The 12441-nt window shown below is 42.1% G+C and carries 15 protein-coding genes and 1 other annotated feature; all 15 genes read left to right on the top strand.

Annotation, left to right across the window (positions count from 1 at the left end; all coding sequences use genetic code 11):
* Nucleotides 1-2 precede the first annotated feature (2 nt).
* The 15 genes from MHH40_RS03080 (at nt 3) to MHH40_RS03010 (ending at nt 12398) form a co-directional block, all read left to right on the top strand.
* Complete coding sequence (locus MHH40_RS03080) at nt 3-1247, top strand: NAD(P)H-dependent oxidoreductase (RefSeq protein ID WP_003212501.1); 1245 nt, start codon at nt 3-5, stop codon at nt 1245-1247.
* Nucleotides 1248-1259: 12 nt separating this feature from the next.
* Nucleotides 1260-1691, top strand: a complete 432-nt coding sequence (locus tag MHH40_RS03075; RefSeq protein WP_003212289.1) for a transcriptional regulator GutM — start codon at nt 1260-1262, stop codon at nt 1689-1691.
* 18 nt (nt 1692-1709) lie between these two features.
* The gene (srlA, locus tag MHH40_RS03070; RefSeq protein ID WP_003210918.1) at nt 1710-2240 is read left to right on the top strand and encodes a PTS glucitol/sorbitol transporter subunit IIC; all 531 of its coding nucleotides are present in this window, start codon (nt 1710-1712) and stop codon (nt 2238-2240) included.
* Nucleotides 2241-2253: 13 nt separating this feature from the next.
* Entirely contained in the window at nt 2254-3264 is a 1011-nt protein-coding gene (srlE, locus tag MHH40_RS03065) for a PTS glucitol/sorbitol transporter subunit IIB (RefSeq protein ID WP_340900630.1), read from the top strand.
* Between the two features lie 26 nt (nt 3265-3290).
* The gene (locus tag MHH40_RS03060; RefSeq protein WP_007499733.1) at nt 3291-3647 is read left to right on the top strand and encodes a PTS glucitol/sorbitol transporter subunit IIA; all 357 of its coding nucleotides are present in this window, start codon (nt 3291-3293) and stop codon (nt 3645-3647) included.
* Nucleotides 3648-3777: 130 nt separating this feature from the next.
* Entirely contained in the window at nt 3778-4554 is a 777-nt protein-coding gene (locus tag MHH40_RS03055) for an ABC transporter ATP-binding protein (protein ID WP_050945464.1), read from the top strand.
* A 79-nt stretch (nt 4555-4633) separates the two neighbouring features.
* Nucleotides 4634-4870, top strand: a complete 237-nt coding sequence (locus MHH40_RS03050) for a YlmC/YmxH family sporulation protein (RefSeq protein WP_008344958.1) — start codon at nt 4634-4636, stop codon at nt 4868-4870.
* 212 nt (nt 4871-5082) lie between these two features.
* A complete protein-coding gene (gene pgeF / locus MHH40_RS03045) occupies nt 5083-5946 on the top strand; it encodes a peptidoglycan editing factor PgeF (protein ID WP_050945091.1) in 864 nt (287 codons plus the stop codon).
* 6 nt (nt 5947-5952) lie between these two features.
* Nucleotides 5953-6642, top strand: coding sequence for a YggS family pyridoxal phosphate-dependent enzyme (locus tag MHH40_RS03040; protein WP_137054661.1), 690 nt, complete (start codon nt 5953-5955; stop codon nt 6640-6642).
* A gap of 1 nt (nt 6643) precedes the next feature.
* Nucleotides 6644-7102, top strand: a complete 459-nt coding sequence (sepF, locus tag MHH40_RS03035; RefSeq protein ID WP_003212271.1) for a cell division protein SepF — start codon at nt 6644-6646, stop codon at nt 7100-7102.
* A gap of 6 nt (nt 7103-7108) precedes the next feature.
* A complete protein-coding gene (locus MHH40_RS03030; RefSeq protein WP_050945089.1) occupies nt 7109-7390 on the top strand; it encodes a YggT family protein in 282 nt (93 codons plus the stop codon).
* A 53-nt stretch (nt 7391-7443) separates the two neighbouring features.
* Nucleotides 7444-8220, top strand: a complete 777-nt coding sequence (locus tag MHH40_RS03025) for a YlmH family RNA-binding protein (RefSeq protein ID WP_050945088.1) — start codon at nt 7444-7446, stop codon at nt 8218-8220.
* A gap of 26 nt (nt 8221-8246) precedes the next feature.
* Nucleotides 8247-8741 carry a DivIVA domain-containing protein gene (locus MHH40_RS03020; protein WP_003211323.1) on the top strand — a complete coding sequence of 165 codons (495 nt, stop codon included), beginning with the start codon at nt 8247-8249 and terminating at the stop codon, nt 8739-8741.
* Between the two features lie 59 nt (nt 8742-8800).
* Nucleotides 8801-9038, top strand: a binding site (T-box leader).
* Nucleotides 9039-9097: 59 nt separating this feature from the next.
* Nucleotides 9098-11863 (top strand): isoleucine--tRNA ligase, encoded by a 2766-nt coding sequence (ileS, locus tag MHH40_RS03015; RefSeq protein WP_284906424.1) that lies wholly within the window; start codon nt 9098-9100, stop codon nt 11861-11863.
* 160 nt (nt 11864-12023) lie between these two features.
* The gene (locus tag MHH40_RS03010) at nt 12024-12398 is read left to right on the top strand and encodes a TraR/DksA family transcriptional regulator (RefSeq protein WP_050945086.1); all 375 of its coding nucleotides are present in this window, start codon (nt 12024-12026) and stop codon (nt 12396-12398) included.
* Nucleotides 12399-12441: the final 43 nt, after the last annotated feature.

The following is a 12441-nucleotide window of genomic DNA, read 5'->3' as shown; positions in this document are numbered from 1 at the left end:
AGATGTCAATCTATCAACAATTGTTAGCTCGAGAACGCAGTGGAGATCCAATCAAAGTAGGGATTATTGGAGCAGGCCAAATGGGCTTTGGACTCATTTCACAAATTTCTAAAATTCCAGGCATGATTGTTGCTGGTGTTTGTGATATTCACCTTAGTGCAGCAGAGAAGGCAGCGAATTTTTACAAGCAGCATGCAAAGCCGCATCAAATGGTTGTCACAAATGATTACAGAGAAGTGATTCAATCAGATTCCGTAGAAGTTGTCGTAGATGCAACAGGTGTCCCAGAGGTCGGAGCAAACATTTCTTTGGAAGCGCTTAATTCAAAAAAACATCTCGTTCTTTTAAATGTAGAAGTTGATATTACCATCGGGTTGGTCATGCATAAGTTATTCACAAATGCAGGACTTGTTTACTCAGGATCAGCTGGAGACGAACCAGCAGCAACACTAGAATTATATGAATTTGCGAAAACAATGGGTCTTGAGGTACTCGTTGCTGGGAAAGGAAAGAACAACCCATTCTTCCCAGAAGCAAATCCAGATACGTGTCAAGCAGAAGCAGATAGTAAACATATGAGTTCACATATGCTGGCTGCATTCCAGGACGGAACAAAAACAATGGCGGAAATGAACTTATTAAGTAACGCGACAGGGCTTCTGCCAGATAAAGTCGGTATGCACGGAGTCGAAGCGAATTTAGAAAATGTAGCAGATAAATTGAATCAAAAACAGCAAGGCGGCGTGCTTGATAACTTCGGAGTCGTTGAATATGTAAATGGACTTGCACCAGGTGTATTTGTCATCGTGAAGAGTGACCTTGAGCCTGTAGATGAAGAGCTGCGCTACTTAAAAGTTGGAAAAGGCCCACACTACACACTTTACCGTCCTTTCCACTTAGCGAGTCTTGAAACACCTGTTACCATCGCAAAAGCGGTCTTACAGCATGATTCATCCATTCACCCAATTGGTGTACCAGTATCAGAAACAGTCGCTGTGGCAAAAAGAGATATTAAAGCTGGAGAATCACTTGACGGGATTGGCGGATACTCTGTAAGAGGGGTTCTTGAAACACATCAAGACATGAAAACGAACGGCCACATTCCAATTGGTTTAATTAGCGGAAAAGTCGTAGCGAAAAAAGACATCAAATTAGGACAATTCCTGACTCATGATGATGTAGAGCTTGATTCAAACACAACGGTCTGGAAGCTGCGATCATTACAAGATCATTTATTTCAATCATAAGGACGTGAAGCTGTGGAAAAATTAGCGATCGTACTTTGTATCATTCTCATTGTGCAGTACGGGTTATCTTTTATTCAAATCAAGTACTACCGCAAGAGCATGGATTCACTTATTGATGATTACAGAGGGAAGCAGGGCTATCACTTATTTTCAGGAATGGAGCGGCGCAAAGTTGGCCCTGGAGCCATTGCGCTCATCATTGTAGATGAATCGTATATCATTCAAAAATGCCATGTGCTTGGCGGTGTGTCGATCTTATCTAAGTTTAAAGAAGTCCCTTCATATGAAGGAAAGCATGTAGGGGCTGTGTTAGACGAGCACCATATGATGAAGCAGACGTTGAAAAAACGCAAAAAGGGGCCAGCTGTCATGCACGCACTTTCCATGGCGGCTGAACAGGCACTTGTCTCGATTTCGAAAAAAAATATAACAAATGTGAACTAAAGAAAGGGGAGATGAAACATGGAATGGATTCAATGGTTTGGAGAGCACTTTATCGGAATGTTTGAAGCCGGCGGAAAGCAATTCATGGGTCTTGTTACAGGTATCGTTCCAACGCTTGTTGTGTTACTTACTTTCACTTATGCTGTCATGAAGTTTATTGGAGAAGAGCGAGTGAATAGAGCGATTCAGTTTGCTGCGAAATATACCATTTTGCGCTACACGTTAATGCCGATCTTATCCGTTCTTATTTTGACAAACCCGATGGCTTATACGTTTGGCCGCTTCTTACCCGAAAAACAAAAACCAGCATTCTATGATTCAGCTGTTTCATTTGTTCATCCGGTGACATCACTGTTTCCGTATGCCAACGCAGGAGAACTGTTTGTCTACTTAGGGATTGCGAACGGTATTAAAGAAGCAGGATACTCAATGTCAGAGCTTGCTGTACGGTACTTCTTAGTCGGGATCGTCGTCATTTTACTTCGCGGTATTATTACTGAATGGATTACAAAGTACTTAGCAGGAAAAATGAAAGCGAATTCACAATAGGGGAGGGTTAGACATGACAAACCACAAAGTATTTGTTGCAAAAGGTGCTGGCGGATGGGGAGAAGGCTTGGAGCTTGAACCAACCGGTAAAAAAAGAAAGGTTGTTTCCATTACAGGGGGAGGCATTCACCCAGTTGCACGTAAAATTGCAGAAATGACAGGGACAGAAGCATGTGACGGCTTTAAAAACTCGATACCAGAAGATGAAATGATGTGTGTTGTCATTGACTGCGGAGGAACCGCACGAATCGGACTTTATCCAATGAAGCGCATTCCAACTGTAGACGTTTTGGCATCCTCTCCTTCTGGACCGCTTGCAAAACATATTACAGAGGATATCTTCGTATCAGGCGTCACAGAAAAAGATATTTCCTTTGCGGATACATCAAGTGGTGAGGAAAAAGTAGAAGGTCAGGAAAACAGTGAGCCGATTGACAAGGAGAATTTCAAAGAAACCTATTCAAAACTGAAAGAGGAAAATCTCGAGCGTCAGGAAAAAGGTAATTTCCTGATGAGGTTCTCAAGAGGAATTGGGAAAGTTACCGGTACGTTCTACCAGGCTGGCCGTGATTCCGTTGATATGCTTTTGAAAAACATTATTCCATTCATGGCATTTGTCAGTATGTTAATTGGAATTATCAATTATACAAAAATTGGTGACTTGATTGCCCATTTTCTATCACCATTGGCAGGATCTATATGGGGACTCTTACTGCTCGTTGTGGTCTGTACATTGCCATTCCTATCACCTGTCTTAGGACCTGGTGCAGTCATTGCACAAGTAATCGGTGTTCTCATTGGTAGTCAAATTGCACTAGGAAATATCCCGCCTCAATTTGCACTTCCTGCACTATTTGCCATCAACGGTCAAGTAGGGTGTGATTTCATTCCAGTGGGTCTGTCACTTGGTGAAGCGAAGCCGGAAACGGTACAATATGGAGTACCAGCTGTTTTGTATAGCCGTCTCATTACAGGGGTTCTATCTGTTGTGATCGCATACGCTGCCAGCTTCGGTATGTATTAAACGTATTAAAGGAGGAATCGATATACATGGTCACACAATCTGTCGTAAAAGAAATCGGGATCTTAGTCCCGCAATTTAAAGAAGATAAGCTGATTGTTTTATTTGGACCCGCAGCGCCGCAGGAATTAAGAGATATGTCCGTCATTCATGAGTTCGAACATTTAGAAGAAGAGCCGTTGAAACTGGGCGGTACCATTCAAGTGGGCGATCAAACGTACACGATCACAGCCCTCGGCAATAAAGCAAATGACAACTTTAAAGAACTCGGCCATATTTCGATCTACTTCCAAGAGCCGTTTGATGATGTATTACCGGGAGCTGTCTTTGCATCCCCGCACACGTTTCCTGATATAAAAGAAGGCGTACGAATTGAAATTTCGTAGCTATGAAGAAAAGCTGTTCCGTAAAAGGAGCAGCTTTTTTTATGTGAGGTTTACCAGAAAGAGCAATTGCGATATGCTGTAAACATTCATTATTTGTTTATTCAGAATTTTTACTCAGGGGGAAATGATGGTGTCAATTGAATTGAAGAATGTTTCATTAAAACGAAATGGAAAATGGCTGCTTCAGTCTGTTGACTGGCATGTGAACAAAGAGGAGCACTGGGTGCTTTACGGTTTAAATGGTGCGGGGAAAACCGCTTTATTAAATATGCTCTGCTCATATTATTTCCCTACATCAGGTGAGATGACCGTGCTGGGACATATCTTTGGCAAGGAGGCTCTTGGCGAAAAGCTCAGGAAGAAAATTGGCCTCATTTCTGCGGGACTTGAAAAGAAACTGCACAGAGACGACAATGCATTTGAAATTGTTCTCAGCGGGGCATTTGCCTCTATCGGGCTTTATGAAACCCCGACAGATGAGATAAGGGAGAAAGCCATTGATCTATTAAAAGCATTTGGTTCGTTCAAATATGCAAACCGGACATATGAAACACTCTCGCAAGGAGAAAAGCAGAAAGTCCTGATTGCGAGGGCTTTAATGAATGATCCCAAGCTCCTGATTTTAGATGAGCCTGTGACAGGTCTTGATTTTTTAGCAAGAGAACAGGTGCTGGAGACCATCTCATTCATTGCTTCAAAGCCTGATGCGCCTACTTTGCTTTACACGACCCATCATGCAGAAGAGATTTTGCCTGTTTTTCAGCACACCTTATTATTAAAAGATGGGACTGTTTTTGATCAAGGGAAAACAAAAGAGATGATGACAAGCGACTTGCTTTCTTCCTTCTTTGAATGTCCGGTAGATGTGATGTGGAGAAATGGCCGTCCTCATTTAAGTAAATTGTAGATAAAAGAAACTATTGGTCTGCGTCCCTGCTTTTCCATCATACATATTATAGTAGAAAACGAAAGGCGGGGAAGGACAGATGATCAGTATTTCTGAATTCCAAATCAAGGATGTTGTCGATGTGTCCAGCGGAAAAAAACTAGGCACCATTGGGGACATTGATATCAATGTTACGAGTGGTAAAATACAAGCAATCATTATCGGCGGTACAGGTAAAATGATGGGATTTTTCGGAAAAGAAGAGGAAATGATTGTCCCGTGGCGAAATATAGTAAAAATTGGCGAAGATGTGATACTTGTCCGATTGTCTTCTTAAAATTCGTATAACTCCTCAATGAATCATTTAATGATCCTTAACATAAGCTCTCCATTCTCAGCAAACAATGTCTTTTTCGGGTAAAAAGATTACGTTTTCATATCAATTTGCAAAAAAACCTGTAGAAAGGGCACATTTGAGTGTAATATTTAATGAATCCCACTAACTGTCTACGCATGTCTTGTGGTAAAATAGGAGCGATATAAAGAGAGATGAATGAAAGGTGGGAGGCAGCTTTGACACACAATTATGACCCCTTTCAGCAGAAATCACCTTATGCAATGATGATTCATGATTGGACGAACATGACATGTTCTGGTAAAGAGGTATTAGCCGGATTTACGACAAAAAATGGCGGCTTCAGCCTTTCTCCATATCAATCATTGAACACTGGACTCCATGTAGGAGATGATGCTTCTAGTGTCCAAATGAATCGTCAAGTCATAGCAGATGCTACTGCTGTGCCGCTCTCTGATTGGGTGTTTGCAGACCAAACACACGAGGACCGCATCAAGAAAGTCACCAAGGAGCAAAGAGGAAGAGGAAGTCTTCATTATCATGAGGCACTGCCTGGAACAGACGGCTTATATACGTCTGAACCGAACATCATGCTCGCTCTTTGTTTCGCCGATTGTGTTCCGCTTTATTTTCTAGCTCCGCAACATGGCCTCATCGGAACAGCCCATGCCGGATGGAAAGGAACCGTCAAACAAATTGGTGCAAAAATGGTAGATCTATGGGTCAACCAAGAAGGTGCTAAGACCGATCAAATACAAGTCGTCATTGGACCATCCATTGGCAGCTGTTGCTACATAGTTGATGATGTGGTCTTGAATCAAGTGAAACAGCTTCCCTTTTCTACAGAGGATGTGTATTCCGAGATATCACAAGGACAATATAAATTAGACTTAAAAACATTAAACAAAAACGTATTGCTACATGCAGGGATGAAAGAAGAAAACATACATGTCAGTTCGATGTGCACAAGCTGCAATGATCAGCTATTCTTCTCACACCGGCGTGATCAAGGAAAAACAGGACGTATGATGTCTTTTGTCGGGTTTAAGGAGGCATAAGAGCAATTGAATGTACGAGAGAATCTCAGACAAATAAATGAACAAATAAACGAAGCATGTAAAAGAGCCGGCCGGAACCCAGACGATATATCAGTCGTCGCTGTCACAAAATATGTCTCAATTGAACGAGCACAAGAAGCCAAGGAAGCAGGAATTTTGCATTTTGGTGAAAATCGTGACCAAGGGTTACTTGAAAAACAAGCGGCTATAACCGATGAAAGCATTAGCTGGCACTTCATCGGCAGTTTACAAACACGAAAAGTAAAATCTGTCATTCAGAGCATTGACTACTTACATTCGCTCGACAGGATCTCTCTTGCGAATGAAATTGAAAAAAGAGCGGATCACACGGTTCGCTGTTTTGTACAGGTGAACACATCGCTGGAGGAGTCAAAACATGGCTTACAAAGTGAAGACGTGATCCCATTTGTCAAGCAGCTCGCTGATTTCAAACACATTGAAATTGCTGGACTGATGACGATGGCTCCATTTACAGATGATCGCACTGTGATACGAAACTGCTTTAAAACATTAAAAAACCTTCAAGAAGAAGTAAAACATCTTAACCAAGTAAATGCACCTTGTCAGCATTTATCAATGGGCATGTCAAATGATTTTGAAATCGCAATTGAAGAAGGTGCGACATTCGTTCGGATTGGCTCTTCACTTGTTGGAAATGAAACAGGAGGTGCGTGACATGAGCATAAAAAATAAGTTTAAAAGCTTTTTCACTCTCGACGATGAAGAGTATGAGTACGAATATATTGATGAAGAAAGAGAACCAGTCCAAGAAGAAAAAGGAACAAAGGACAAAGCGGCATTTCAAGAGCGTCCGCAGACAGGAAAACAAAATGTCGTCAGCTTGCAAAGCGTGCAGAAATCCTCTAAAGTGGTGTTAAGTGAGCCGCGTGTTTATGCAGAAGCGCAGGAGATTGCAGACCATATTAAAAACAGACGTGCAGTCGTCGTCAATTTGCAGCGCATTCAGCACGATCAAGCAAAGCGAATCATCGACTTCTTAAGCGGCACTGTATATGCAATCGGTGGAGATATCCAGCGTATTGGCTCGAATATATTCCTCTGTACACCTGATAATGTAGATGTATCTGGCACAATATCAGAACTTTTGACAGAGGAAGAACCTCAGAGGTGGTAAATCATAGTGATTCTAAATTTGATTTTTAATTTTTTAGGAACGGTATTAACGATTTACTCATTCGCGATTATTATTTACATCTTTATGTCATGGGTGCCATCAGCAAGAGAAACATCAATTGGGCGTTTTCTGACAAATATTTGCGAACCATATTTAGAACCATTTCGTAAAATTATTCCGCCAATTGGCATGATTGACATCTCGCCAATTGTGGCATTGCTTGTGATTCGTTTTGCATCAACATATGGACTAACTGGTCTTTACAATATGATTGCACGCTTCATGTAGACAGGCTGCCGGGCTTGGCGCTGCCAGGCTCTTTTACATAAGAGGGGAACAAAATGAGCGATATTTATCAACATTTTAGAAAAGACGAACAGCCATTTGTCGACCAAGTGTTAGGCTGGAAAAAAATCGCACTCGACCAGTATCGAATGAAATTAACAGACTTTCTTGATCCGCGTGAGCAGCTTATTACCGAGTCCGTCATCCAGCATGCTGATGAGCTTGGGATCATGTTTTTTGGCGGGTATGAAGGAGCGGAGCGCAAAAGAGCGCTCATTTATCCTGAATATCTAGAACCGGCTACTCAGGATGCTGAGCTCTCTTATTTTCAGGTGAACTATGCGAAAAAGTTTATTTCGTTAGAACACCCGAAGCTCCTTGGTTCACTGATTGGGACAGGCTTGAAGCGTCAAAAATTTGGAGATCTGTTATTTTCTGAGGAAGATGTGCAGTTTATTTGTACGAGTGATGTCGCTGATTTTGTTCAGGCGCAGCTGACGCATGTCGGCAGAGCCTCCGTTTCATTAGAGGAAATCACGCAGGCAGATTTAAAGCCGGTTAAGAGCAAGACTGACATCAAAGAAGATACGATTTCTTCACTGCGGCTTGATGCGGTATGTGCTGCAATCAGCCGTCAGTCTCGGCAAAAAGCACAGCTTTTGGTCAAAAATGGGCTTGTCAAAGTTAACTGGAAAGTCACTGAGGACCCTTCCTTTACAATCGGCGAAGGCGATCAGCTCTCTGTTAGGGGATTTGGCCGCTTTAGCCTCAAAACGATTGATGGGAAGACCAAAAAAGATAAATTTAAAGTAACATTTGAGCTTCTGACATAACGAACTTGAATCTGGAGGTGGCGAGGTTGCCATTAACACCTAATGATATTCATAATAAAACGTTCACAAAAAGCTTTCGCGGCTATGACGAAGATGAAGTAAACGAGTTTTTAAGCCAAGTACGTAAAGATTACGAAATCGTGCTTCGCAAAAAGAACGAACTCGAAGAAAAAGTAAACGAGCTTGACGAAAGATTAGGTCATTTTGCAACAATTGAAGAGACATTAAACAAATCAATTCTTGTGGCGCAGGAAGCAGCAGAAGACGTCAAACGTCATTCTGATAAAGAAGCGAAATTGATTATTCGTGAAGCGGAGAAAAATGCCGATCGTATTATTAACGAAGCGCTATCTAAATCAAGAAAGATTGCGATGGAAATCGAAGAGCTGAAGAAGCAGTCGAAGGTCTTTAGAACTCGCTTCCAAATGCTCATCGAAGCTCAGCTTGATCTTCTAAAAAATGACGATTGGGATCATTTACTGGAATATGAAGTTGACGCTGTCTTTGACGAAAAAGAATAAGCGCATCATCTTGACATGACGTGTACAAGTTGCATATAATACCATCATAAATTAACAAGAGATAAACGTTTGAAAGGGACACTCGCAGTTGTCATATGCGTAATAAAGCGAATCAGGGATGGTGGAAGCCTGACATTACGAGACGCTGCAATGAGATCACCCCTTTAGTTCCTTTTCTGAAATGACCAGTAAGAAAAGGCGTCTGATCACGTTACGATTTTAGAGTGGATAAGCGGCTGTTTAAATAGCGCTTGTCTAAAAGGGTGGTACCGCGAGACAAGCCTTCTCGTCCCTTATGGGATGAGAGGGCTTTTTTTATTGTTTTTTAATCAGAATTTGCATATGGAGGAATGGGTATGAACTACAAAGACACCTTATTAATGCCGAAAACAGAATTCCCAATGAGAGGGAACTTGCCGAACAAAGAGCCTGAAATCCAAGAGGAGTGGGCAGAAAAAGACATCTATCAAATGGTTTTAGAGCGGACAAAAGGACGCCCGACCTTTATTTTGCATGATGGACCTCCATATGCGAATGGTGACATTCATATGGGGCACGCACTCAATAAAATCCTAAAAGATTTTATTGTCCGTTTTAAATCAATGAATGGGTTCCACGCACCGTACGTACCGGGCTGGGATACACACGGTTTACCAATTGAAACAGCACTCACTAAAAATAAAAAAGTCAAACGTAAAGAAATGTCGACAGCTGAATTCCGCAAACTATGCGAGGAGTATGCATGGAAGCAAATCGAGGGTCAGCGCAATCAATTTAAGCGATTAGGCGTCAGAGCAGACTGGGACAATCCATATGTCACGTTAAAGCCTGAGTACGAAGCGCAGCAAATTCTTGTCTTCGGAGAAATGGCGAAGAGAGGCTATATTTACAAAGGACTAAAGCCTGTTAACTGGTCTCCTTCAAGTGAGTCAGCTCTTGCTGAAGCGGAAATTGAATATAAAGACAAACGTTCACCATCCATTTACGTTTCATTTAAAGTGAAAGATGGAAAAGGCGTACTTGAAAACGGCGAACAATTCATCATCTGGACAACAACACCTTGGACACTTCCTGCAAACCTTGGGATTTGTGTTCATCCAAACCTAGAGTACAGTGTTCTTCAAGTAGGTGCTGAGCGATATGTTGTCGCATCTGAGCTTGTTGAACAAGTGGCAAAAACGCTTGGCTTTGAAGAGTATGAAGTCGTGAAAACATTAAAAGGAAAAGAATTAGATAACGTCGTTGCAGAGCATCCGATCTATGGTAGAGATTCCCTTGTGATGCTAGGTGACCACGTGACAACGGATGCAGGTACAGGCTGTGTTCACACAGCACCAGGTCACGGGGAAGATGACTTTAATGTGAGTATGAAATACGGTCTTGATGTGCTATGTCCAGTAGATGAAAAAGGTGTCATGACAGACGAAGCACCTGGTTTTGAAGGACTATTCTACGAGGATGCCAATAAAGCCATCACAGAACAGCTTGAAGCAAAAGGCGCCCTGAAAAAGCTCGACTTTATCACGCACTCCTACCCGCATGACTGGAGAACGAAAAAACCAACGATTTATCGTGCAACCGCTCAGTGGTTTGCTTCGATTAAAGACTTCAGAGAAGCACTATTAGACAATATTAAAGAAACGAAATGGGTTCCAGCATGGGGCGAAACGCGCCTATTCAATATGGTGCGTGACAGAGGCGACTGGTGCATTTCAAGACAGCGTGTATGGGGCGTCCCAATTCCGGTCTTTTATGCAGAAAATGGTGAGCCGATCATCACAGATGAAACCATTCAGCACGTCTCTCAATTATTTAGAGAACATGGCTCGAATATTTGGTTTGAAAAAGAAGCGAAAGAACTATTGCCAGAAGGCTTTACACATCCAGGCAGTCCAAACGGTGAATTCACAAAAGAGCAGGACATCATGGATGTATGGTTTGATTCTGGTTCTTCTCACCAAGCTGTTTTAGAAGAAAGAGATGATCTTGTTCGTCCGGCAGACCTTTACCTTGAAGGCTCTGACCAATATCGCGGCTGGTTTAACTCTTCCTTATCAACAGCAGTTGCGGTCACTGGAAAAGCACCGTATAAAGGTGTTCTCAGCCACGGCTTTACGCTTGATAAAGAAGGACGCAAGATGAGTAAATCATTAGGCAATACAATTGACCCAACAAAGGTAGCGAAGCAGCTTGGGGCGGAGATTCTAAGACTTTGGGTATCTTCTGTCAACTATCAAGCCGATCACCCGGTGTCTGATGATATCTTAAAACAAGTAGCAGAGGTCTACCGTAAAATTCGTAACACGTTCCGCTTCCTGCATGGTAACCTATTTGACTTTGATCCAGCAGTCCATGCAGTACCTGTAGAAGAGCTTCGCGAAGTGGATCAATATATCTTGATCAAATTAAACAAATTGATTGATAAAGTGAAAAAGGCTTATGATGATTACGAATTTGCGGTCGTGTATCATGCGATTCACAATTTCTGTACAATTGAGCTAAGCTCTTTCTATCTCGACTTTGCAAAGGATGTCGTGTACATTGAGCATGCGGATCATCCAGACCGCCGTAGCATGCAGACGGTCTTCTACGAAACATTAATGGCATTAGTGAAGCTGACTGCACCAATTCTTCCGCATACAGCAGATGAATTATGGAGCCACTTAAGCTTTGTTGAAGAGCCAAGTGTTCAGTTAACAGATATGCCAGAAGGTGTGGCTGTTTCTCAAGCGGAAGCGACAGAAGCGAAGTTTGACCGCTTTATGGAAGTGCGTGACGATGTGCTAAAAGCGCTCGAAATTGCGCGTAATGAGAAAGTCATCGGACGTTCTCTTGAAGCAAGTGTGACCCTTTATGCGACAGAAGAAGTGAAAAACCTTCTTGCATCCATTAAAGAAGATGTGAAGCAGCTCTTTATCATCTCTGAATTAACGGTAGAAGATGAGCAAAATGCTGACACATCAGCACCTGAATACACTTCAGGAAGAATTTTGGTTCAAAAAGCAGAAGGAGAACTATGCGAACGTTCTCGTATTATTTCAAAAGATGTTGGTGCAAATCCGAAATATCCAACATTGTCACTGAAAAATGCTGAAATCGTGGAAAAATATTACCAGAATTAACAGTGTGATATGACCAACTAGCGCCCCGCCATATGCGGGGTGTTTTCTTTTTTGCGGAAATGACAGCGTTTAGAACGAAAGGAAAAATCTTATGGCTTTAAAGTGGACAGCCGGGGCAACAATATGATTATCACGACAGGGCAGGAGTTGAAATAGCGACATGAATGGCGATCTAGAGACGATTTACACGGAACTCCTTCAAATGAAAGAAGAGCTGCAAGCTAAACTGTTTGAATACGCATCATTTCGTTCACCCGCTGAGCATGTCTCAATGAACGAGGTCCAAACGGCCACGCTTCTTTATCACATCAAAGAAGAACTTCAAGATGTGTCTCTCGCTATTGCAAAAATTGAGCAAGGAACCTTTGGTATATGTGAGGCGACAGGTGATGTCATTCCGCTTGAACAAATGAGTATTCTTCCTACCGCCCGCACGGCTGACGACTTTTTATATCATAAGCAATACGAGAAAAAAGCATTCACTCCTTATCCTCATGAATCAGATGATTCTCATTTTGAAGCCTTCCATATGTAGGGAGGTTTTTGTCTGTCAACTAAAGTTTCTTTACTCCTTCCTG

The organism is Bacillus sp. FSL K6-2431 (assembly GCF_038005165.1).
In the GTDB taxonomy this organism is placed as follows: domain Bacteria; phylum Bacillota; class Bacilli; order Bacillales; family Bacillaceae; genus Bacillus; species Bacillus pumilus.
Note: the sequence above shows the minus strand (reverse complement) of the source record. Positions and strands in the feature narration are given on the sequence as shown.